Source organism: Burkholderia stagnalis, from assembly GCF_039848545.1.
Lineage (GTDB): Bacteria > Pseudomonadota > Gammaproteobacteria > Burkholderiales > Burkholderiaceae > Burkholderia > Burkholderia stagnalis.
This window is the reverse complement of sequence record NZ_CP156686.1, coordinates 522754-546974: the sequence shown is the minus strand read 5'-3', so window position 1 is coordinate 546974 and position 24221 is coordinate 522754. Positions and strand designations below refer to the sequence as shown.

Annotated in this window: 13 protein-coding genes and 2 pseudogenes; 12 read left to right on the top strand and 3 right to left on the bottom strand. The window is 70.2% G+C overall.

Annotated elements, in window-relative coordinates:
- Nucleotide 1: 1 nt before the first annotated feature.
- Nucleotides 2–1399: an amidase gene (locus ABFO07_RS19290; protein ID WP_059880197.1), complete on the bottom strand. Its 1398-nt coding sequence runs from the start codon at nucleotides 1397–1399 to the stop codon at nucleotides 2–4.
- A 191-nt stretch (nucleotides 1400–1590) separates the two neighbouring features.
- On the opposite strand from ABFO07_RS19290, the pseudogene ABFO07_RS19285 reads away from it, so the two are divergent.
- The 3 genes and pseudogenes from ABFO07_RS19285 to ABFO07_RS19280 all read left to right on the top strand — a co-directional run.
- Nucleotides 1591–1702, top strand: a pseudogene (locus ABFO07_RS19285) (IS5/IS1182 family transposase); the annotation flags it as partial.
- A gap of 177 nt (nucleotides 1703–1879) precedes the next feature.
- Entirely contained in the window at nucleotides 1880–2221 is a 342-nt protein-coding gene (locus tag ABFO07_RS34750; RefSeq protein ID WP_375782253.1) for a hypothetical protein, read from the top strand.
- A gap of 93 nt (nucleotides 2222–2314) precedes the next feature.
- Nucleotides 2315–2530: a hypothetical protein gene (locus tag ABFO07_RS19280; RefSeq protein WP_260401578.1), complete on the top strand. Its 216-nt coding sequence runs from the start codon at nucleotides 2315–2317 to the stop codon at nucleotides 2528–2530.
- Between the two features lie 457 nt (nucleotides 2531–2987).
- Here the strand turns inward: ABFO07_RS19280 and ABFO07_RS19275 are convergent, their stop codons facing one another.
- Nucleotides 2988–3503: a hypothetical protein gene (locus ABFO07_RS19275; protein WP_059880045.1), complete on the bottom strand. Its 516-nt coding sequence runs from the start codon at nucleotides 3501–3503 to the stop codon at nucleotides 2988–2990.
- 166 nt (nucleotides 3504–3669) lie between these two features.
- On the opposite strand from ABFO07_RS19275, the gene ABFO07_RS19270 reads away from it, so the two are divergent.
- The gene (locus ABFO07_RS19270) at nucleotides 3670–4227 is read left to right on the top strand and encodes a hypothetical protein (RefSeq protein WP_059906510.1); all 558 of its coding nucleotides are present in this window, start codon (nucleotides 3670–3672) and stop codon (nucleotides 4225–4227) included.
- Between the two features lie 28 nt (nucleotides 4228–4255).
- Here the strand turns inward: ABFO07_RS19270 and ABFO07_RS19265 are convergent, their stop codons facing one another.
- Nucleotides 4256–5179 carry an AraC family transcriptional regulator gene (locus ABFO07_RS19265; protein ID WP_060288730.1) on the bottom strand — a complete coding sequence of 308 codons (924 nt, stop codon included), beginning with the start codon at nucleotides 5177–5179 and terminating at the stop codon, nucleotides 4256–4258.
- 195 nt (nucleotides 5180–5374) lie between these two features.
- Here ABFO07_RS19265 and ABFO07_RS19260 point away from each other — a divergent pair, with 195 nt between their 5' ends.
- From ABFO07_RS19260 to ABFO07_RS19225, 8 genes and pseudogenes are all read left to right on the top strand, one after another.
- Complete coding sequence (locus ABFO07_RS19260; RefSeq protein ID WP_059563028.1) at nucleotides 5375–5836, top strand: (2Fe-2S)-binding protein; 462 nt, start codon at nucleotides 5375–5377, stop codon at nucleotides 5834–5836.
- A gap of 2 nt (nucleotides 5837–5838) precedes the next feature.
- Nucleotides 5839–8049: a xanthine dehydrogenase family protein molybdopterin-binding subunit gene (locus ABFO07_RS19255; protein WP_059563029.1), complete on the top strand. Its 2211-nt coding sequence runs from the start codon at nucleotides 5839–5841 to the stop codon at nucleotides 8047–8049.
- A 295-nt stretch (nucleotides 8050–8344) separates the two neighbouring features.
- Nucleotides 8345–8743 (top strand): winged helix-turn-helix domain-containing protein, encoded by a 399-nt coding sequence (locus ABFO07_RS19250; RefSeq protein WP_059563030.1) that lies wholly within the window; start codon nucleotides 8345–8347, stop codon nucleotides 8741–8743.
- 67 nt (nucleotides 8744–8810) lie between these two features.
- Nucleotides 8811–9281 (top strand): annotated as a pseudogene (locus ABFO07_RS19245) (ATP-binding cassette domain-containing protein); the annotation flags it as partial.
- Between the two features lie 189 nt (nucleotides 9282–9470).
- On the top strand, nucleotides 9471–10637 hold the full coding sequence (gene sctQ / locus ABFO07_RS19240) for a type III secretion system cytoplasmic ring protein SctQ (RefSeq protein WP_060352014.1): 1167 nt from the start codon (nucleotides 9471–9473) through the stop codon (nucleotides 10635–10637).
- A 3-nt stretch (nucleotides 10638–10640) separates the two neighbouring features.
- A complete protein-coding gene (gene sctR, locus ABFO07_RS19235) occupies nucleotides 10641–11315 on the top strand; it encodes a type III secretion system export apparatus subunit SctR (RefSeq protein ID WP_059563033.1) in 675 nt (224 codons plus the stop codon).
- Nucleotides 11312–12076 carry a lytic transglycosylase domain-containing protein gene (locus ABFO07_RS19230; RefSeq protein WP_347469410.1) on the top strand — a complete coding sequence of 255 codons (765 nt, stop codon included), beginning with the start codon at nucleotides 11312–11314 and terminating at the stop codon, nucleotides 12074–12076. The genes sctR and ABFO07_RS19230 overlap by 4 nt, the downstream gene beginning before the upstream one ends.
- A 183-nt stretch (nucleotides 12077–12259) precedes the next feature.
- Nucleotides 12260–24169, top strand: coding sequence for an LWXIA domain-containing protein (locus tag ABFO07_RS19225; RefSeq protein WP_347469409.1), 11910 nt, complete (start codon nucleotides 12260–12262; stop codon nucleotides 24167–24169).
- Nucleotides 24170–24221 lie beyond the last annotated feature (52 nt).

Here is a 24221-nt window from a genome sequence, read left to right as displayed (position 1 = left end):
CTTACGTCAAATTGGGCAGCGCAGGCCAGGGCGGCGCAGCGGGCCGCCAGTCCTCATAGGCCTTGCCGAGCTCCAGTACGCGCCGGTCGGAGAAACGCGCACCGACTATCTGCAAGCCGATCGGCATGCCGCTGGCTGTGAAACCGCAATTGATCGAGAGCGCTGGTTGCTCTCCCATGTTCCAGGGCACCGTGAATGCAATGTGCTCGAACGGGCGGCGGGGGTCGTTGGTGGGACTTGCCCACTCGGCTGAATACCCGGCTATCGGGTTGACTGGAGACAACACAAAGTCGACGCGCTGGAACAGCCGAGCCGCCATCGCGCGCATCTCGAAGGTCTGGTCGAAACCGCGAACGGCCTCCACACCCGACACATTCGCGCCTTGCCCCGCCCATTCGACGATATAGGGCAGCACAAGCGACCGCTCGGCCTCGGTCAGAAGCTCCAGCTCGCTCCAAAGCCGCGCTTGCCAGAAGCGGTCGAGGCCATCGAGCATCGCGCGATCAAGCACAGGCGCCACTTCCACGATCTCTGCGCCGTGCGCGGCGAATAGGTCTGCGGCCGCCCTCACGGCCGACTCGATCTCGGCCTCCAGTTCCAGGCCGCAACCTGCATCGAGCATCAGCCCGATGCGCAAGCCGCGCACGTCGGCGGGATCGATTTTCCAGTCGATTGGCTCGGGCGCGAGACTGGTCGCATCGCGCCAATCCGGGAGCGAAAGGAATTGCATGAGGAGTGCCGCATCGTCGACAGTGCGAGTCATCGGGCCCGCACAGCGGCCGGTGTAATACGGATCGATCGGCACACGCCCTTGCGATGGCTTGAAGCCGGCCAGACCACACCAGCCGGCCGGCAAGCGCACCGAGCCGCCTATGTCAGTGCCCACGTGCAGTGGGCCGTAGCCGGCCGCTGCTGCCGCCGCCGCGCCGCAACTCGAACCACCAGGGTTCATCGCCAGTTGCCAGGGATTGCGCGTCACACCGTGCAGACTCGACACCCCCGATGACAACATACCGAAGTCTGGCACGGTCGTCTTGCCGAGAATGACTGCCCCGGCACCGCGCATGCGAGACGCCACAGGCGAATCGACGCGCGCGCGACGCGGTCTCGAACCAGCCGAACCTTGCCGCACAAGGTCGCCTTCGGTCGCGATCAGTTCCTTTAGCGTCACCGCCACGCCGTCAATCACGCTGAGTTGTGCATCCGTGGCCCAGCGGCGCGCAGAAGCCTGCGCCTGGAAACGCACCGACTCGGGATCAAACGCGCAAAGCGCATTAATATGCGGCTCCCAACGGGAGATATGTGCGAGCAGATGCTCAATGTAGTCCACTGGCGTCAGCGTTTTGTCGGCATAGCGCGCGGCGACTTCCCGCGCGGTGAGATCGTGCAGCTCTGTCATGGTCATCCAACTCGTCGTAAATCGAAGTCTCCACTCGGTCGTAAGCGTAGTGATGCTGACCGAACCATGCTAGGAACAGTAACTACACAAAATTTTTGGCGGTTAGCGCGATTTTTGACGCGCAGTGCGCACTTTTTTAGAACACTGACGCTGTAACCGGGCCTCCATTTCGCGTACGACCCGAGACGTATCGCCGGAAACTTCGCGAGCACGGTATTAACCCGGTGATCACCAAGCCAAGGAAAAGCACGGCAGTGGTCTGGGAAATTCCGCTGGGTTGTCGAGCGGACTCATACGTGGCTTGCCGATGACGATTGCATCGGTCGTGTCGAACCATGAAGCATTGCGCGCGATGGTGGAACGGTACGATATCCCGTATTACGTGCTGCCCATCACGACCGAGGCGAAAGCTGAGCAGGAAGCGAAGCTGTTGGACTTGCTCAAGAAACGCGAAGCGAGCTTGTGGCACTTACCCGCCACATGCAGGTATTGTCGGACGATATCCGTCGCAGACTGTCCTGCAAGGCGGTAGACCTTCACCATTCGTTCAGTCCCGGGTTCAAGGGCGCAAAACCGTTTCACCAGCCGTTCGAACGGAGTGACCTGCCTGATTTCTCCGGACCATTGCCTGCAGCCGCGGCGGAACTGGTGCGGGTGGTGGTGCCTTCAACAGGCCAGCGGACGAAGGCAACGACCCAGTACATCACCAGATTGTTAGCCGGCACCAACAACAGCAAGCAATGGCGACGGCGCCGCCACCGGAAGCATGGGCGTCTTCGAACTGACGGTCGCCCCCGGATCAAACGTTCCACCGCCTCATAGCCCCACGCACAACGAAGAGCGCGTCTACGCGCTGGAAGGGCTCATTCGCTATTCCATCGACGGCGTGTGCGGGATCTGGCGCCCGGCGAATGGATGCATACGCCCAAGGGCGCCGTCCATTCGTTCAGCAATCCACATCAAGCGCCGGCCAGGACACTGATCCTGCCAAATCTTGATGTGGGTGCGCAATACTTCAGGGACGACCGGGAAATCGTCAATGTCGGCGGACCGCCGGATCGCGAGAAGCTGCTGGTAGTCATGTGCAGGTACGGGCTCATTCCTGCGCCCGCTGCGCAGCCTCCCCTTTGATTGACGATCAGCGCAGCGGCGATCGGACCTGCCCGTCCACCCGCAACGTGCGCCGATCCTGCGCGACATCGTATTCGACCGTTTGCACGGGCGTAACTGCGCCGTAGGACACGCCGTTCACGTACACGACGCCGCTCTTCAGTTCGACCTTGTCCCCGTCGACCGTCGCGGTGCCGTTCTCGCCCTGGAGAACCGCGCGCCGTCCCGCGTCGAATAGCCGCGGACCGTCGTGCTCGTATTCATCCGCGCCACCTGCTGATCCGGAATGCCGAACGGCGAAATCGAGGGGCCGGGTGTCTTGTGAGCGCTTGCGTCACCGTCCGGATTTCCCGCAGCATGCGCGGGATGCCAGCCGATCCCGCAGCCTGCGAGTAGCGCGAGCGACCTGCAGAAACCCGCGACGGCTAAACGCTTCGCGGGTTCGTTGTTGCCGCTCGCCTTGCCTAACCGCGCGCGCTCATTCACACGCCGGCGCGAAATCGCGAGCAGCACCCCGCAACCGATGCGCAGCCAGCTTGCGCCTTACGACCTGCTCGAACTGCTCGGTCGCCGTACGCGGCTCGCGCCTCGCGAAGCCGAGCAGGTTGCGCGCGATCTGGATCGGCGTCAGCACGACACCCCACGGCAGCCCCCACCATCCGCACACGGCCGACGTGAGCATCGCGATCGCCTGCTTCCTGCGGCCGCAGCGCCGGCAGCACACGTGGCGCCGCGTCGCCCATTGCGTGACGAAGATCAGCGACACCACGCGGTGGGCCGCATGGACGTCCACGGGGCCGTCCTCGCGCCGGCATATCGGGCACGGCCCATGCCGGCAGTCGTCGACGTAGAGGTGAACCTCGGCCGCGGACAGGCGCTCGGCGGTGACGATCACCGGATGCGATTGCGCGCAGGTCGCGCCGCAATAGCGATGGCCGTCGATCGACCGGCCGCCGACGAAATAGGTCTTGCCGCAATTGCTGCACTCTGCCACGTTGCCCTCGGATGTTTTTTATCGATCGCGCCCGCCATGCACGCAATGCGCGCGATGCATGGATCACATCCCGATTTATCGGCATGCGCCGGGCTGTCTTGAGCGCGTTGCCGGAGAAAATCCCTTATCCTCGGCGCCATTCGCGAACAAGAATCAGGAGGGCACGATGACGATCATTGGCGTGATGGGCTCGGGCAAGCACGAATGGCCGGATTTGGCGGCGCCGCTCGGCACGTGGATCGCCACGCAGGGGTTCGACCTGCTGACGGGCGGCGGCGGCGGCGTGATGCTGTCGACCGCGCGCGCCTATGCGACGACGCCGGGGCGCCGCGGCCGCTCGATCGGCGTCGTGCCGAGCGAAGCGCACCCGGTGTTCGGCTTCGCGCCGCTCGCGGGCTATCCGAATCCGTTCATCGACCTGCCGGTCGTGACGCCGCTGCCGCGCAAGGACGCCGATGCGCCGGACGACGCGCTGAATCGCAATTACGTGAACGTGCTGACGAGCGATATCGTCGTCGCGCTGCCCGGCAGCCACGGCACGCTCGACGAAATCCGCCTCGCGACGCGCTTCGCGAAGCCGCTGATCTGCGTCGGGCCGGGCGCGGCGTTCGACGGCGTCCCGCACGGCACGCGCATCGTGTCGGCGCTCGACGACGTCTATGCGTTCGTGCTCGCGCACGCACGCGCACGCCATCGGCCGGATCAACCCGCCATCGGCGCCTGAGCCCCGGCCCGCGTCGCACGTGCCCGCTTCAGCCCAGCCACTCCTTGCGGCGCAACTGCACGACATCGCGCATCGGCGGCGCGCCGAACAGGCGGCTGTATTCGCGGCTGAACTGCGACGCGCTTTCATAGCCGACGCTCGCGGCCACCGACCCGACATCGCAGCCCGGCCGCAGCAGCAGCCGGCGCGCCTCGTGCAGCCGCAGCTGTTTCTGGTACTGCAGCGGGCTCAGCGTCGTCACATGCTTGAAATGATGATGCAGCGACGACACGCTCATGTTGACGACCTGCGCGAGCGTCTCCACCCGCATCGGCTCCGCGAAGTGGTCGCGGATCCATTCGATCGCGCGGGAAATCCGGTGCGTCTGGCTCCCCGCCACCGCCATGTGCCGCAGACGCGCGCCCTGCTCGCTCGTCATCAACCGGTACAGCAGCTCCTTCTCGATCAGCGGCGCGATCACCGGGATGTCGGCCGGCGTATCGAGCAGCCGCACCAGCCGCAGCGCGACGTCGAGCAGCGGCGGCGTCAGCTCGGCCAGCGCGATCCCTTCCCCCTCCGGCCCCGCGCCGCCGTCCGGCAGCCGCATCTCGGCCGCCAGCTCGACGATCCGCTGCGGGTCGAGCGCGAACGACATGCACAGGTACGGCGCGTCCGGCGACGCCTTCGTGACCCGCGACAGGATCGGCAAGTCGATCGACGTAATCAGGCAATTCTGCGAATCGTATTCGTACGCCTGATCGGCGACGACGACCCGCTTCGCGCCCTGCGCGGCGAGCACGATCGCGGCCCGCGACACGCCGCAGCCGAGGTCGATCGGGCGGGTGTGCTTGTGGAACATCAGCGCCGGGATGGCCGTCGCGTGCGAGCCGTCGACCGGCGCAAAGCGGCTGATCAGCGCCGCCAGTTCGCGCCGCCCGGATGCGCGCGACGCGTCAAGATCGGTCATGTCCATCAGGATTGCCTCGTTTCGTCCATTTCCCCGTATCGCGCAAGCCTAGCAAGCCCGCCGCGTGCGCGCCCGGGATTTGCAGGATCGTTCAAGAATCTTGCAGAATCAGGTAGACGAAAAAACCGCGCAGTCGCGCACACTGCCGCCTATCCCGCCATCCCGGCACTGCACCGGGTTTTCCCCACGGAGAGACACGCCATGCCCACCTCGTTTGTCCTCAACGGCAAGAACGTCACGCTCGACGTCGATCCGACGACGCCCGTCCTCTGGGCGATCCGCGAACACGCCGGCCTCACCGGCACCAAATTCGGCTGCGGGATGGCCCAGTGCGGCGCCTGCACGGTCCATCTCGAAGGCCAGGCCGTGCGCTCGTGCGTGCTGCCGCTCGCCGGCATCGAAGGCAAGCACATCACCACGATCGAAGGATTGCAGAGCAAGCCCGCGCGAGCCGTGCAGGCCGCATGGGTCAAGCTGCAAGTGCCGCAATGCGGCTATTGTCAATCCGGCCAGATCATGTCCGCAACTGCGCTGCTCGAACAGAACCCCGCCCCGACCGACGCCGACATCGACACCGCGATGAACGGCAACATCTGCCGCTGCGCGACCTATGCCCGCATCCGCGCCGCGATCCACGACGCCGCCGCTACCCTGAAGGCCTGATCATGACGACCGGATACGACAACCCGAACGCGGCCCGCCCCGCGCGCCGCACGTTCCTGAAGGCCGCCGGCGCCGCCGCGGCCGTCAGCCTCACCGTCGGCTTCGAATGGTTCGGCACGGGCCGCCGCGCGCTCGCCGCCACCGCGCCCGCCGCCGAGTTCGCGCCGAACGCATTCCTGCGCATCACGCCGGACGGCATCGTCACCGTGGTCGCGAAGCACGTCGAAATGGGCCAGGGCGCGTACACCGGCATCGCGACGATCGTCGCCGAGGAGCTGGATGCCGACTGGTCGAGCGTGCGCGTCGAAAGCGCGCCCGCCGACGCGAAGCGCTACGCGAACCTCGCGTTCGGCACGATGCAGGGCACGGGCGGCAGCTCGGCGATGGCCAATTCGTGGCAGCAGCTGCGCGAAGCGGGCGGCAAGGCCCGCGCGATGCTCGTGTCGGCGGCCGCGGCCCGCTGGAAGGTGCCGGCCGGCGAGCTGACCACCCAGGATGGTTTCGTCACGCACGCGAAGAGCGGCAAGCAGGCCAGCTACGGCGCGCTCGTCGAGCAGGCCGCGACGCTGCCGGTGCCGGCGCAGGTCACGCTGAAGCAGCCGTCCGAGTTCCGCCTGATCGGCCACGTGATTCCGCGCGTCGATGCGTCCGCGAAGACGAACGGCACCGCGCAGTTCACGCTCGACGTCGCGTTCCCGGGCATGCTGGTCGCGCTGCTGCAGCGCCCGCCGCGCTTCGGCGCGACGGTGAAGTCGTTCGACGCGACGGCCGCGAAGGCCGTGCCGGGCGTCGTGTCGGTGGTGCAGGTGCCGCGCGGCGTCGCGGTGGTCGCGACCGGCTTCTGGCCCGCGAAGCAGGGTCGCGACGCGCTGAAGGTCGAATGGGACGACAGCCACGCGGAACGGCGCAGCTCGGACGCGATCATGCGCGAATACCGGCAGCTCGCCGGCCAGCCCGGCACGTCGGCCCGCAAGGACGGCGACGCGAACGCCGCGATCGCCGGCGCGGCGCGCAAGCTCAGCGCGTCGTACGAATTCCCGTACCTGGCCCATGCGCCGATGGAGCCGCTCGACGCGGTCGTCAAGCTGACCGCCGACAGCTGCGAGATCTGGGCCGGCGACCAGTTCCAGACGGTCGACCAGGGCAACGCCGCGCAGGTCGCGGGCCTGAAGCCCGAGCAGGTGAAGATCCACACGCTGTACGCGGGCGGCAGCTTCGGCCGGCGCGCGAACGTGTGGTCGGACTACGTGGTCGAGGCCGTGTCGATCGCGAAGGCGCTCGGCGCGAACGGCAAGCCGGTGAAGCTGCAGTGGACGCGCGAGGACGACATCACGGGCGGCCTGTATCGCCCGATGTACTTCCACAAGCTCGACGCGGGCCTGACCGCGGACGGCAAGCTGGTCGGCTGGCGGCACCGCATCGTCGGCCAATCGATCCTGGCCGGCACGCCGTTCGAGCCGGTGATGGTCAAGAACGGGATCGACGCGACGTCGGTCGAGGGCGCGGCGAACCTGCCGTACGCGGTGCCGAACGTGTCGGTCGAGCTGACCACCGTGAAGGGCGGCGTGCCGGTGCTGTGGTGGCGCGTGGTCGGCAGCTCGCACACCGCGTACGCGGTCGAGGCGTTCATCGACGAGGCCGCGCACGCGGCGGGCAAGGATCCGTACCTGTTCCGCCGCGACCTGCTCGCGAAGGAGCCGCGCATGCGCGCGGTGCTGGAGCTGGCCGCCGAGAAGGCCGGCTGGGATCCGGCGAAGCCGCTGCCGAAGGGCCGCGGGCGCGGGATCGCGGTGGCCGAGGCGTTCAAGAGCTTCGTCGCGCAGGTTGCCGAGGTGTCGGTGGGCGCGGACGGCAAGGTGAAGGTGGAGCGCGTCGTCTGCGCGGTGGACTGCGGGATCGCGATCAACCCGGACATCGTCGCCGCGCAGATGGAAGGCGGGATCGGCTTCGGGCTCGGCGCGGTGATGCACGGCGCGATCACGCTGAAGGACGGCCAGGTCGAGCAGCGCAACTTCGACAGCTACCAGGTGCTGCGCATCGCCGAGATGCCGAAGGTCGAGGTGCACATCGTGCCGTCGGCCGAGGCGCCGACCGGCGTCGGCGAACCCGGCGTCGCGCCGGTCGGGCCGGCCGTCGCGAACGCGATCTTCGCGGCGACGGGCAAGCGGCACTACGCGCTGCCGTTCGATTCGGCGGATGCGGCGAAGGCCTGACGGCGCGGCGTGCCGGGCGCCCTGTGCGTCCGGCACGCCGGTTCCGCTGCCGCTCCACCCTCGCGTTACGTCAGACGTAACGCCCGTAACGTCCCCCGCCGATGCTACGTAACAGTCCTTCAGCGTCGCGCCGCACGCACTTGTGCGCACCGCGTTAAAAATTCTTTTAGATTCAGCACCGGCGCGGCTTCGCGCGCGTCGTGCGCCGCCGCATCGCCTGCGCTCGCCGGCGTGGCCCGGAATTTGCAGTACCCCCCTTGCAAACAATTCCTGCCACGGACATGCGAGGGCCACCATGGATTGCAAATACCTGTACATCGACAACATAAAAATCAACTTCGTGCGCCGCACGATCGAGATCGACGACCAGGTCATCGACGTCACGCCGCGCGAATTCGACGTCGTCGAATTCCTGCTCGACAACATGAACAAGATCGTGCCACGCCAGGCGATCCAGGAAGCGGTCTGGGGCCGCGAGCTCGCCGTCGCGTCGCGCACGCTCGACACGCACATCTCGCGAATCCGCTCGAAGCTGCGCCTCGACCACGACAAGAACCTGCGGATCATCCCGATCTACGCGGTCGGCTACCGCCTCGTGCTGTTCGGCGCGGCGATGACGCATGTCGAGCGCCACGAGCCGGCGCCGGTCGTGCGCGCCGGCGCGTATCGCGAAATGGCGGCCGAGTTCGTCTGAGCGCCACTGCCGGCCGCCGGGCAACCCGGCGGCCGTGCCGCGGCCCTTTTGCGGCCCTTTTGCGGCCCTTTTCGACGGCGTCGACCTCGCGGACATCGACCGCGCGGACTGGTACGGCGCGATCGCGGTGGTGCCGCAGGACGTCGTGCTGCTGAACGAAAGCCTCGAGGACAACATCCTGCTCGGCCGGCCGCGCGACGCGCAGCGCCTGCGCGACGCCGCCATGATGGCGTCGATCCTGCCGTTCATCGACGCGCTGCCGGACGGCTTCCGCACGACCGTCGGCGAGCGCGGCCTGAAACTCTCCGGCGGCGAGCGCCAGCGCATCGCGATCGCCCGCGCGCTGTACGGCAATCCGGCGCTCCTGTTCCTCGACGAAGCCAGCTCGGCGCTCGACGAAGCGACGGAGCGCGACATCATGGAGCACGTGCGGCTGCTCGTCGGCGACGTCACGGTGCTCGCGATCACGCACCGCCGCACGGTGATCGAGGCGACGGACAACGTCGTCGTGCTGGGCGACGCCAGCATTCCGGCATAGCGCCCGCCGCCCGCTTCGTAAATCCCCGCCATCCCCGCCGCGCCGCCCGCCGCGCGACTACGGATTCCCGCACGGCAGGCCGCCGCGCCCGTCCCTACAATCGACGCAGCGCCGCGCACCCCATCGCACCACTTTGCGCCGCCTCCGATCAACCCACGTCCCGTACGCCGAATTCGCCCTGATCCCGCCGTGCATGCGCTGTCCCTGACGAATGCCGACGCCGGCGACGCCGCGGATCGGGCCTCGCCTGATGCCCCCGCGCCGGCCGCCGCCCCCCGGGCGGTGGCCGCGCTCGACGCGTCGCCGCACCTGCCGCGCCTGTCCGCCGCCGCCGCGCGCGGGCTGTCGCACGCGTACGGCGCGCCGGCCGCCGTGCCGCTCACGCTCGGCGAGCACGCGTACGACGCGCGCTGGCGCGTCGACGCCGAACCGGCCGCCGATGCGCATGCGTACCGCTTCGTCGTCGGCCCCGCGACGGGCACGCTGTGGATCGACCCGCTCGCCGAAACCGAATGGCTCGGCGAGGCGGCCGACCCGGCGGTGCCGGCCGTGATCCGCGCGGCGCTGCTCGCCGACCTGTGCGCGCCGCTCGCCGCGGCGCTGCAGGCCGCGACCCGCCAGCGCGTCGAGCTGCTGCCGCCGCCTGCGTCGCCGCCCGCGTGGCGCGCGACGCCGTCCGCGCTGCGCTTCGAGCTGCGCCGCGCGGACGGCGGCTGGCGCTGCCACGGCGCGCTGCTGTTCGACGCGCCGGACGCGCTCGCGGTGTTCTTCGCCGAACCGCCCGCCGCGCGGCCGGACGCGCAGGCCGCGTACGCGGCGCTGCCGGTGCCGCTCGTGTTCGAGATCGGCCGTACCGCGCTGACCACGGCGGAGCTGGCCGACGTGGTGGCCGGCGACATCATCGCGATCGAGCACTGGCGCGCGCAGGACCAGAACCTGCTGTGCGTCGCGCGGCTGCCGTCCGCGCCTGCCTGGGAGATCACCGGGCGGCCGTCCGGCAACCGGCTGACCGTCGAACGAATCAGGGAGATGCCCTTGGAACCGACCCGCACCGACACCCCGCCCGCAACCTCGCCCGCGCCCGTCGCCGACGCGCCGCCGGGCGCCGCGCCGCGCCCGCTCGACGGGCTCGCGGTGGACCTGCGCTTCGAGCTGCCGCCGACGTCGATGCCGCTCGGCGAACTCGGCACGCTGCAGCCGGGCGCGGTGATCGAGCTGCAGCAGGGCATCAACCAGAGCGTGATCCACCTCGTCGCGAACGGCATGCTGATCGGCACCGGCCACCTGATCGCGGTCGGCCAGAAGCTCGGCGTGCGCGTCGTCACGCTCACCCAGCCCGCGCCGCGCGAGCGCTGACCGATGGGCAACCTGCCGAATCCCGTCGCGCTGATCGCGGTGATCGCCGCGCTCGGCATCGCGCCGTTCGCCGCGCTGATGGTGACGAGCTACACGAAGCTCGTGGTCGTGCTCGGCCTGCTGCGCTCCGCGCTCGGCATCCAGCAGGTGCCGCCGAACCTCGTGCTGAACGGCATCGCGCTGATCCTGTCGCTGTTCATCATGGCGCCGGTGGGGATGGCGATCCGCGACGCGCTGCAGCAGCGCCATTTCGATGCGTCGGGGCAGTTGTCGACCGCGGACGTCGGCGCGCTCGCCGATGCCGCGCTGCCGCCGATCAAGGATTTCCTGGTGTCGCACACGCGCCAGCGCGACCGCGAGTTCTTCGTGCGCACCGCGACGTCGGTGTGGCCGAAGAACCGCGCCGAAGGCATCAAGGACGACGACCTGCTCGTGCTGGTGCCGAGCTTCACGCTCGCCGAGCTGACGAAGGCGTTTCAGATCGGCTTCGTGATCTACATCGTGTTCATCGTCGTCGACCTGCTGGTCGCGAACATCCTGCTCGCGCTCGGCATGCAGATGATCTCGCCGACGACGATCTCGGTGCCGTTCAAGCTGCTGCTGTTCGTCGCGCTCGACGGCTGGGCGATGCTCGTGCACGGGCTCGTGCTGTCGTACCGGGTGGCGGGCGCGGGATGAACGCGCGCCGCCTGCGAACATTCGCCGCGTGCCTGTGCGCGCTGCCCCTGCTCGCGTGCCTGCCGCCGCGCGTCGCGCAGGCAGCCGGCGGCGGCGCCGCTTTCGCGCAACTGGCGCGCGCCTGCGCGCCGAACGTCGATCCCGCGACGCTCGCCGCGCTCGTGCGCACCGAGTCGGGTTTCAATCCGTATGCGATCGGCGTGGTCGGCGGTCATCTGCAACACCAGCCCCGCTCGCTCGACGAGGCGCGGGCGACCACGCGCGCGCTTGCCGCGCGCGGGTTCAGCTACAGCGTCGGGCTCGCGCAGGTCAACGACCGCAACTTCGCGAAAGTCGGGCTCGACGACGCGACGATGTTCGAGCCATGCCGCAACCTGCGCGCGGGCGGCGCGATCCTGACCGAATGCTTCGCGCGGTCGAGCGGCACGGGAAGGCCCGCTCAGGCCGCGTTGCAGGCGGCGCTGTCGTGCTACTACAGCGGCAATTTCACGACGGGCTTCTCGAGCGGCTACGTGAGCCGCGTCGTCGCGAGCGCGCGCAGCAATGCGCGCGAAGGCGGCCTCGGGCCGATTCCGGTCGTGCGCGATGCGCCGCCGCCCGAGCGGGCGCGCCCCATCGTCGCCGCCGCTGCTGCCGCGCCGCCCGACCGCGCACGGCAATCGGACGCGCCATCGTGCGGCGCACACCCGGTCGTGATGATGTGCCGCGGCTTGCCGGCCGCGGACGCGCGGCGGCTCTGCGTGCGCTGCCTCGATCGGTAGCGGCGTCGAAACAACCCACGCGCATCTCGTAGCCCGCCACCCGCCCGCGCGCCGCGCGCATCACCCCGCTACGAAACCGCCGCCGCCCGGCCTGCGCGGCCCTTCGTACACTCGAAGCGGCGGCTGGCTCAGCGCCGAATCGCGCGCATCCGCGCGCGGCGGCGGGTCTGACGGGAGATTGACATGCTGGACATCGACGGCGTCGGGATGGGCGTCAACTGGATGGCTTTCCTCGAGCGCACGCTTGAGGCCGAGCGCGCGAAGGCCGCGAGCGAGGCCGCGCAGCAGACGAGCGACCCGTCGAAGCAGCAGGTCGACACCACTCCGCCCCCGCCGCCGATCGCGGTGCAGGTGAGCCCCGACAGCGATCCGTCGAAGCCGACCAATGCCGAGATCGCGTCCGCGACATCGCTGATCCAGCGCCTCGCCGAGCAATATCGCCCGACGACGCCCGACATCACCGTCGACGATCCGCTCACGAAGGCCGCGCAAACCGCGATCCAGGGCGCGCAGACGAAATACGACACCGCGCTGAAGGACGAGCACGACAAGCAGGCCGCGCTCACGACCGCGCAGAACGATACGCAGGCGACGCAGGGCACGGTCGACCAGGCTCGCACCGCCTACGACCAGGCGCACGCGGCCACCGCGAAGGCGGAGAAGGAACTCGACGTCACCACCGACGCCGGCTACATGATCGCGTACGCGCAACAGGCGAAGCACGACGAGGCCGCGCTCGACCCGAACCAGGCCGGCTCCGCGCAGGCCGACGCGAACGCGGCGCTCGACAAGCTGAAGGCGGCCGTGCCGGGCATCGGCGACGACCCGACGCAGGCGTCGCAGGCAAACTGGACGCCGCAGCAGAAGCAGGCCTACGACACCTGGCAGCACGCGGACGCGAAGCTATCCGAAGCAAAGGCGCGCCACAACGCCGACGTCGCGAACTCGAACCTCGCGCTCGCGCAGCTTCAGTCGTACGCGTCGAACGGCGACTATGCGGACGCGATGGACGTCGGCATCGGCCGCGTGAACGACCAGCTCGCGCCGCTCGACCGCGTGATCGACGCGCCCGACAAGCTGAAGCCGGAAGACGCGCAGGCGAACCTCAAAAGCGCCGCCGACGACGCGAACTATGCGAACGCGTGCCTGAACGCCGCCGCCGACGCGTCGAAGGTCGCGGACATCCAGATCACCTACAACGCGGTGTCGGGCAAGTACGGCCCGACCGTGATGAACACGACCGTCGCCGCGCAGCAGGACCTGCTGGACCACGCGCAGGCGAGCGCGCGCGTGAGCGGCGGCTACCTGCAGATGCTGTACGCGAACCGGCAGGTCGCGGACCTGCAGACGAAGTACGACGCCGCGCAGAAGGCATCGACGCAGTGGCATCACGACAACCCGGGCGCGATGATCAAGGATCCGCAGGTCGACCTCGATCTCGGCGACGCGTACGCGCAACTGTCGAAAGCGAAGGACGGCGCGAGTCTCGCGCACGACGGCTACGTCGCCGCATACGGCAACGCGCTCGCAATCCACTACGACGACGTCGCGGCCGGCGTGCAGAACCAGTACGACCACCGCACGATGTGCGTCGCGAACGATCCGACGCCGCTGGCGATCAAGGGCATCAAGACCATCGCGTCCGCGCTGCACCAGGCGGACGACCGGATGACCGCGACCGTCAACGAGCGCGCGACGAAGCAGGCGCTGGTCGACGCGCAGGCGAAGCAGTCGCAGCTGAAGGGCCAGGTGGACGACCTGCAGAAGCAGTACGACGCCTGGAACCGCGATCACGGCATCGGCACGACGCCGAGCCTGCTGTCGGTGTCGAAGCCGCAGGGCACGCCCGCCAACATCCCGTTGACCGCGCCGGTGCCGTTCGTCGTGAATCCGTATGCGCAGCAGTTGTCGAACGCGCGCACGCAGCTCGACCAGGCGAACAAGAACGTCCAGCAGACGCAGCTGCTGAGCGAAACGCTGCACCAGCAGGTGCTGTTCAACGAATTCGACGCGCACCTCGACGAGCGGCTGCGCAACGCCAAGACCGAAGCCGACCAGAAGGACTACGCGAAGGCGCTGTCCGATTTCTTCGGCGCGCACCGCGGCGAGCTGTCGCAATCGCTGCTCGACAAGGCCGGCGAGGCGACGCAGCACGGCGCGACGATCGATTTCGGCAAGCTCGACGACACGCGGCAGCGCAACCTCGTCGGCATCGCGATCGGCCTGTCGCCGGACAGCGCGAGCGACGATCCGCACGCCGCGCAGTTCAGCGATCAAAAGAAGCTCGACTCGATCGACAAGGTGCGCCACGAGCTGCTGAAGGTCGGCGGCGGCGCGTCGACGCGCGTGAACGTGATGCCGATCGTCTACGCGTCGAAGGACGCGGGGCTGATGACGAGCGCGATCTTCAAGGTGACGAACGCGAGCGGCGACACGCATTACGTCGACGACCAGGGTTCGAAATACTCGAGCATCGGCAACTTCATCGACGACAACGAGCTGTCGTCGGACGGCACGCTCGACATCGCGACCGGCTACGACGCGAACGGCGCCGCGCAGATCGACCGCCACAACACCGCGCACGACGACAGCTGGTGGGAAAGCGTGATGCACACGCTCGGCGCGGGCGACGTGAACCTCGGCATGCTGGTCGGCGGGCTCGCGCTCGAAGTGGCCGGCGGCCTGCTCGACGCGACGGTGTTCGGCGCGCCGCTCGGCATCGCGCTCAATGCGGCCGGCGCGGGGCTGATGTACACGTCCGCGGCGGCGGCCGTCGTGAACTCGGGCTACGACCTCGGCAACCGCATGTATCACGACCGCACGATCAGCCCGTTCGACGCCGGTGCACGCGCGGACTACATCAACCTCGTGCCGCTCGGCATCGGCGGGGCCGGCAAGGCGCTGACGCTCGCGAGCCGCACGACCACGGCCGCGCGGGTCGTCACGCGCGCCGGCGGCGATGCGGCGAAGTTCGCGTCGCGCGTCGAAACCGGCACGCGCTTCGCGACCAAGGCCGCCGCATACGGCGGCGCGGCCGACGCGGCCGGCCAGTTCAGCTACGATCTCGCGACCGGCCACACCGAACGGCTCGCGAGCGATGCGACGTCGTTCCTGCTCAACGCCGGCCTCGCGGCCGGCCCGCAGCAGATCAAGGCGCTGTCGACCGGCATCGTGCGCCGCACCGGCAGCTTCGGCGCGCGCGACCTCGGCAACCGCGCGGTGTCGATCGGCGACCAGCGCGTGACGATCGGCCAGGACAAGTACGCGGCCGCCAGCACGCTGCGGGTCGGCCGCCAGCAGGCCACGTTCGACGGCAAGACGATCACCGTCGCGAAGGACGGCACGCTGATGGCCGGCAACAAGATCCTCACCTACAAAGGCGTGCCGATCCGCGCGCTGAACCGCGGCAACGACGTCAATACCGGCGCGCGCGGCAGGACCGAATCGACCGCGTTCCTCGACCGGGACGGCACGATCACGATCGGTGAGCGCGTGAAGGGCCTGGTGCGCACGCGTTTCGACGAGACCGCGACGGACGCGCGCATCACGGCCGACGAGCATGGCGGGCTCAGCCTGTCCGACGGCATCCAGCTCAAGTACGCGCACGAGATCGCGCCGCCCCGCCCGGCCGCGACACCGGTCGCGCCGCCGCAGGACGATCAGCAACGGCAGCCGCCCGGCGACGCGCATGCGAACCGCGTGAACCCGGCCGCGCCGAGCGAGCGCGACGCCGCGCCCGCGAGCGGCGAGCCGGCGGCCGCCAGCTCGCGCGCCACGTCGCAGGCCCGCCGCAGCACCGCCGACGTGCGCGAGCGCGCGGCCGAGAACGACCAGGATGCGCGGCGCGCATCGCGCGCGGACCGCCGCAGCGGCGACGCGCGCACGCTCCAGTACCGGCGCGTCGCCGATCCGGCCGAGGCCGGCGCGGGCGGCGCGCTGAAGCCGCTGACGTTCCGCCAGCGCGTCGCATGGACGATCCTCAACGCGATGGACGCGTCGCCGCTGTCCGCCGGTTTCGTCGCGCGCGAAGCCGGCGTGTCGACGGTGACGAACCGGCCGCTCGTCGAGACGCACGAACACGGCGGCCGCAAGCTGTACGTCGTGCGCAACGACCGGGCCGGCGGCACGTTCGCAACCCGGGACGGCGTGCCGATGAGCGGGCACGAACTCGCGCTCGACGCGCGCTACGCGTTCCGCGCGCCGGCCGACATCGCGGAGCCGATCGTGCTGATCGGCAAGCATGCCGACGAAACGCTCGCGTCCGAGCTCGCGAACGTGTGGAACCGGCCGGTGTACGTCGCGCCGCGCGGCGCGCTCGCGGCCGACGGCACGCTGCATGCGACCAGCGGCTACCTGCGCTTCGATCCCGCGCCGCACCCCGACGTCGATCTCGGCCCGCTGCATGCGGACGGCAACGCCGTGTTCCATGCCGGCACCGGCAAGCCGGTCGACCTCGACGAGCATCTCGGCGCGCTGATCGGCTTCGGCAACGAGAAAGGCGGCTTCGCGCTCGGCCGCGGCGCGGTGGTCGGCCTGTACGAGGATGCGTTCAGCTCGCGCACCGCGCAGCGCGGCGCCGCGCTCGGCGAACAACGGGGCCTCGCGCTGCTGCGGCGCCGGTTCGACCTGCCGACCGTGTCGATGGAGGGCCCGTTCTCGCATGCGAACCGCGTCGCGGTGCTGTACCAGCCGCGCGGCGCGCTGCATACGCATGACGTCGAGCACGGCGTGCTGCCGAAGACGCTGAAGGCCGACACGCTCGACCAGCTGCGCGCGCTGAAGACGCTGATCGCCGAGAAGCAGCTGTACTTCGACGTGCAGGGCGTCTATCACGACGGCCGCCTGCTGATCACGGACCCGGGGCGCATCGAGATCGGCAACGACGGCTACCGGGGCGCACACGACCGGGTCGACGACCAGTTGCGGCTTCTGGAGAGCGGCGTCGAACGCGGCGATATCCAGCTCGCGCATCCGGAAACGACCGAGACCGCGCCGGCCGCCGACAAGCCGGGCCTCGTCGCGCGGCTGCAGATGCGTTTCGGCGGCGCACCGCTGCCGAACGAGGTCAGCGCGCTCGCGCAGCAGTCGGGCACGCTCGCGCAGCAGCTGCGGATGCTCGACGACAACGGCTGGCGCGTGCGCGTCGGCAAGCGCGGCGGCGGCAGCCGGATCGACGCGAAGAAGAAGCGCGTGACGCTCGACGGCGCGCTCGGCCACCCCGGCTCGATGACGTACACGCTCGCGCACGAGGCGAAGCATGCGGTCGAGGCAATCGACGGCTCGCTTGGGCTCGACTACAGCGGCCGGCGCCGCTTCACGCGCAAGGCGCTCGAAGCCGAGGCGCGCGCGCAGCTCAACGCGTTCGAGGCGCGCTACGAGATCCGGATGGCGAGCGGCGTGGACATCGCCGCGCACGTGAAGCTGCCCGACGCGATCCAGGAAGTCGCCGATAACTGGCGGCCGTCGCACGACTACGCGGGCACCGTCGCGACGCTCGCCGATGCGTTCGCGCACGCGCCGGTGTCCGGCGCGGGCGGCAAGACCTATGACGCGTTCTACGGCGACGCGTTCGAGCGCGGCGCGGCAAGGGCCGGCCGCACGATGCCCGCGCCGCAGGAGACGCAAGCCGGCGGCGACGGGCCGCGCTCGATGCGCGAGATCCAGGCGCAGCGCGCCGCGTGGTCGCGCGCGAACGTCGAGCGCAACGCGTCGCCGTTCGGCGCGGGCGATGCGCCGTCGCTCGATGCGCTGTCGCTCGAACGACGCCATCGCCTGTCGCTCGACCCGCGCAACAAGCTCGTGGTGTTCCATGCCGACACGCTGCACGACGGCACGCTGCTCGGCCCCGACGGGACGCCGGTCGATCCGCACGGCTTCACGCTGCTCAATCATCCGCCGCCGGGCACCGAACACACGTTGATCCTGTCGGCCCGGCACGCGAACGAAGGCGCGGCCGCGCAGCTCGCGAACCTGTGGCAGCGCCCCGTCTACGCGCCGCACCCCGACGCCGTCGGCGACGCCGGTGCGCTGACCAGCCTGTCCGGCATGAACCGCTACGTGCCGGCCGCCTACCGCCAGCCGTCGCTCGGCGAATTGTCGGTCGACCCCGTGCGCGGCCGCCTCTATGTCGACGATCCCGCGCGGCCCGTCGATCCGGCGGATTTTCTCGGGCCGGTGCTCGGCTCGGGGGCTTTCAAGACCGTGTTCGACGGCGGAACCGGACAGGCGATCGGCGTATTCCGCGACGAATCGCTGGACGGCATCGTCGAGGCGGCCACGTTGCTGGCCGACGAGCAAGGCGGGCTCGCGACGCTGCGCGACGTCTACAAGCTGCCGGTCAGCACCGCGGACGGTCCGTTCACGGCGGTGAACCGCGTCGGCGTCGTGCTCAAGCCGCACGCGCAGCTCAGCAGCGTCGACGTCGAGTTCGGTTTCGGCCTGCCGGGCGTGGTGTCGCACAAGGGCCTCGCCGATCTCGCGCGGATGCGCCGCATCGCCGAAGCGCACGGGCTGCATTTCGACTTCCAGGTGCTGTTCGGCCGCAACGGCGACGTGCTGCTGCATGATCCCGGCCCGGTGATGCCGGAGTCCGTCGAAGTGGGCGACGTGCTCGCGCGGATCGACGACGTCGCCGCGAAAATCCACTACGGGCTCGCGACCGGCCGCATCCGCCTCGCCCACCCGGCGATGGCCGAGCAAGGCGCGTACGCGCCACGGCGCGGCATGATCGACCGGGTCGTCACGGCCTTCCGCGGCGTCGTGCTGAAGATGCAAGCGCATGCGCTCGCGCGGCTGTCGCCGACGCTGATGGAACAGATGCGGATCGCGAAAAGCGACGGCTGGAAGGTGAAGCTCGGCGCGCGCGGCGCAGGCCAGTACGTCGATGCCGAGCGGCGCGTGATCGTGCTCGACGGCAACACGCGCCACGCGGGCACGCTCGTGTTCGCGCTCGCGCACGAGGCGCAGCACAGTACCGAGATATCGACCGGCACGCTCGGCCTCGATCATTCGAGCCACGAAGCCTACGTGAACAGTCTGCTGCTCGCCGAGGCGCGCGCGCAGCGGAACGCGGCCCGCGTGCGCGCGGAGATCCTCGACGCGGGCGGCGGCGACATCGCCGCGCACGTGACGCTGCCGGACGGGCTCGCGCGGGCCGCGCAGCACGCATACGAAAGCGGCGACCCGGTCGCGCTGCAGGCGCTCGCGGAGCGCTTCGGCGACACCCGCACGTCGCTGCCGGGCCATCCGACCTACCGCGTGCTGTACGCGCAACAGGCGCGCGCGCTGACCGGCGACGCGCGGCTGCCGAAGCTGGCCGCGCCGGGCTCGGCGGGGCGTACGCCCGGCGCGTCCGGCAGGCCCCGCGGCGGCGGCGCACGCGAACGCGCGCTGATGACGCGCGCGCGCAAATGGCTCGACGAACGCGGGCTGCGCACGCTCACGCGCATCGAGGGCGGGCATCTGCCGGCGCTGCGCGACCTGGTCCGCGAGACCGGCCGCGGCGCGCACGTGCTGATCGCGCGCGCCGGCACGCCGGCCGCCGACGCGCCGCCCCGGTTCATCGCCACGGCGGAAGTGGATGCGCACGGCGCCATCGCGCTGAAGATCATCGACCCGTCGCTCACGCGCGACGAACGGCAGGCGCTCGAAGAGGCGCTGTCGCTCGAGCACGACGCGGACCCGTCCGGCGACGCGGCCGCCGCGCGGCGCGCGTTCGATTTCTACAAGTCGCCGGTGCCGCTCGACGAACTGCAGCAGCTCGGCGGCCCGTCGAAGCTCGAGCAGGCCGACGGCGGCGACGCGGTCGAATTCGCCCGCACCGGCCCCATCGACGCCGCGCTCGCGGCCGCGATCGACGCGCTCGGCTCGGCAAGGCACTACGCAAACGCGAACAAGGCAATCGCCGGCGCGAGCCACGCCGACACGATCTACGCGGTCGACCGCAAGACCGGCGACGTGCTCGGTCACGCGACGTACGACCGCGCCAGCGGCGCGTGGCACTATCAGGAAAAGGCGCCGCTCGAACGCACGAAGGTGGTCGAGCGCGCGCTGCCCGATGCGTTCCAGCGCCGCGTGAACACGCGTGTGCGGCCGCGCGGGCCGAAGCGCCGGATTCCGCTGTCCCGCGCGCGACAGCGCGGCGTCGATTTCGTCGCCACGCGCGTCGAGCCCGACATGATCGCGCGCATCGGCCGCTTCGATCCGGTCAAGGCGCCGAAGACGGAGAAGGCCGACGCGTTGCCGTCCCGCTTCCGCTGGCGCTACGCCAGCCAGACGTCGATCGCGATGACGCTCGACGCCGGCCACCGCGTCGCGCTGCTGCTGCGCGCCCGCACGGCGGCGCTACTGCGGCGGCAAGGCGCGCAAGCGGCCGTCCAGGCCGGCACGCAGCCGGGCGCGCTGCCGGCAGGCGCGGCGGCAGCGCATGCGCGGAATGCACCGGCAACGCAGGGCGGCGCCTCGTCGGCGTCAACGCCCCTGCACGACGCGCTCGTCGCCGCGCACCTGCTGCCGTCCGGCCCCGGGCACGCGCTCGACTTCAGCGGCCACAACGCGGTGCACCTGCTGGCGATCGCCGAGCAAGGCGGCCTGTCGCCCGACACGCACCGCGTCTACGTGTACCTGACCGACGATCCGATCGCGCACGGGCTCGACGCGCCCAACGGCGTGCTCGTGCCCGGCGACGACGGCAAGCTGGCCTGGCACGACGACTGGCGCGACACGAGCGGCCCGGGCGTGCCGCTCGACGCGTCGCCGATCGGCGGCGGGCCGTATGGCGCGAACGTCCACCTGCTGCTCACCGAGCTGCCGCCCGACGGCCTGGCCACGTACGCGCCCGGCACCCGGCTGCGGGCGCTGAACGATCGCGTCGAGCGCCTGACGAATCTGCAGGACACGTCGCGCCGCAGCTGGGTCAAGACGCTGCGCGACTGGGCAAAGCAGGAAAAAAACAAGGCCATCGGCGAACGCGACACCCTGCAGGCACAGATCGACCGCGACATCGCGGCGGCTCGCACCGCGAACCAGCCACCGCCGGCGCATCCGGAGCTCGAGATCAAGCCCTACCAGCCGGCGCTCGTCAGTTCCACGCTCGTCGAATGGAAACAACGCTACGGCGACGGCGGCATGCCCGACCCGCTCGCCCATGTCGCGCGGCTCAAGGCATTCATCGAACGCGAAGGCAACACGCGCGCGGGCCCCCTCGAACTGCAGGACACCACGGGCGACGCGCCGCCGCCCGCGCTGATGGCCGACGCGCAGGCGTGGCGCTGGCTCGGCAAGTGGCTGCACGTCGCGCGCGACTACACGGCAGGCGGCGCGCGCTTCGCGCCGGTGCCGCCGTGGAAAGGCCTGAATCGCAAGCTGAGCGCGGCCGTGGCGATCGATCGGAAGATCCTGCGCGCGTTCTTCAAGTCGAGCCGCGACGTGCAGGATCGCGTCGTGCTGATGAGCCGCGCCTACCGGCTGTCGGACGATCCGCAGGCATTTCTCGCCGAGCTGCGGCGCAGCGGCGCCGCGCGGGCGGTCGTCTCGATCGTCGTCGATCCGCACACGCTCGCGGCCGCGCAGGGCAAGAAGCACGACCCGGCCCTCGTCCGCGACGTGAAGGCGGTGGGCGACCCGAGCCGCGCCCAGATGGACTACGCCACCGCGACGATCACCGGCGAGAACGGCCGCGTCGTGCATCTGGACGACCTGACCGAGCAGAACCTGCACGCATGGCTCGACGCGGCGGCCGAAGGCGGCTTCGTGCTGCGGCTCGAAACGGCGCCCGGGCGCGCGCTCGTGTCGCGTGACGACCAGCGCTACCAGGCCGGCACCAACGACCAGTACCACGACTACGAGCGGCTCGCGTCGATGCTCGAGACGTGGGCCAAACGGCATCCGGGCAAGACCGCGCCGCACGTGATGGTGACGTTCCACGGCTGGGACGCGGTGCCCGAACCGGTGCCGGGCGCCGGCCACGTCACGCTCGTGAACAGGCTGCTCGACCGGCCGACGCTGAAATGGGTGCACGTCGGGCTGTCGTACGCGACGCACGGCTCGGATTTCATCGCGAACCAGGAACTGACGACCGCGCTCGCGAAGATGCTCGTCAAGCGCGCGCGCAACGGCGACGCGTTCGAGCGGATCCACGGCGCCGATGCGCTGACCCGCGTGTTCGAGCGCATCGAACCCGACAAGCTGTTCGAACAGCACCAGATGCTGCTCGCCGAGATCGACCGGATCGGCCGCGAGAAAGGCATGACGCCAAAGGAGATCGACACGCTCGTCAGCCGCCTGTACGAAGGCAACACGACGAAGCTGCTGAACCGCGCGCGCCATGCGGTCGCCGGCTACGTAACACGGGCCTGGGAAGCCGATCCGGCACACGCGCCGTCGCGGAAATCGAAGGCCCGGCGCTTCACCGAAGCGTGGCAGAAGGACATCGGCAGCAAGCTCGACCGCCCGCAGCAGCTCAAGACGCTCGGCAAGATCAAGTTCAAGGCCGCGAAGCGGCCCGACTGGCGCGAGATCGTGCAGTTGCCCGAACTGCTGGTCGACGAGACCAAGCCGCTCAGCGACGCCCGCCTCGTCGGCGCGCAGGCGGGCCGGACGACCCCGGCCACCCGCAATGCGCCGCCGCCGACACCACTGACGCCCGAACAGGCCGCGCTCGCGGAACTGAACGCGCTGCGGCTGCAGCGGGCGGGCGGCCTGCGCAGCTGGCTCACGTGGCCGAACGCCGTGTCGCTGATGGCCGGCGTCGCCGCCGGCGTCGGCGTCGGCGCCGCCCGGCACTACTTCGGCGTGCAGGCGACGTCGTTCAAGCAGACGAACACGTCCCTGTTCGTCGGCGCGCGCACCGGCCGCCTCGTACAGGCGCTGCACCAGGATTCGGTGCGCGCGCTGCAGGGCGGCGACCCGCGGCTGTTCCGGCGCGTGATCGATCGCTTCGTGCGCACGCTCAACGGCCAGCTCGACGCACACCAGATGGACGAGGCGTCGCGCGGCGCGTCGCTCGCGCTGCTCGCGAACGAGGCGCGCGTCAAGGTCGACCGGCTGATCGCGCAGCACGACAAAGGGCAGATCACAGCGGAGCACGCCGTCGCGTATACGAAGCTGATCGCGAACGACATGATCGCGCAGATGCAGGGGGTGCTCGGCGGCACGTCGATCCAGCAGATGCACCAGGGCAACCCGCGCCGCTTCTTCGGCAAGCTCGGCCGCTCGGCGGCGCTCGCCGGCTACGTCGGCATCGGGGAGACGGCGGTGCAAAGCTTCCTGAACAGCCATACACCGGCGTCGGCGCTCGGCGCGGTGGGTGCGCTGCTCGGCGTCGCGTACACCAGCGCCGTCCATCTCGGCGCGATGCGCAACCTGTCGATCGAGCGCCGCAGCCAGACCGTGCGCTTCATCGACGCGGCGTCCGACGTCGTGTCGGTCGCGGGCGGCTATGCGGGCGTGTTCCTCGGCTCGGCCGCGGCGATCCATACGAACCTGCCGCTCGCGATCTCGGGGGCGACGTCGGCGACGCTGCTCGGGCTCGCGCGCGCCGACACGCATTTCCCGAACCTGACGAAGTCGCTCACCGGCCGCATCCCGACCGCGATCGTGCTCGTGCCGATCGCGATCTATGTCGGCAATGCGATCTACACCGAGTTCGACCACAAGCACCGCACGCCGTCGAAATCGAACGTCGTGCCGCCGGGCGGCACACCGTCGCCCACGCCGTCGGCGAGCCCATCGGCGAGTCCGTCCGCCACCTCGTCGGCCAGCCCGTCCGGCACCCCATCGGCGAGTCCGTCCGCCACGCCCTCGGCGGCGCCCTCGCCCGCGCCGGCTTCGACGCAGCCGCCGGGCGCAACGCCGCCGCCCGCCACGCCGCAGCCGCCGCGCTACTTCGTCGTGGACGGCGATTCGCTGTGGGTGATCGCCGACCGGCACCGCGACACGCTGCTCGACGCCGCGCAGGTATCGCGCGCCGACCAGCAGAAGATGTCGCGTGGCGAGCAGGACGCGGCCGCGCTGCGGGAAATCCTGCAGCTCAATCCGAACGCGGCGGCTGATCCGCAGCACCTGACGATCGGCATGCCGCTGGTCGTGGGCTGATGCGGGGATGCGGCGCGGCAGCGGCAGCGGCATGCGCCGCCCGCCGCGCCCG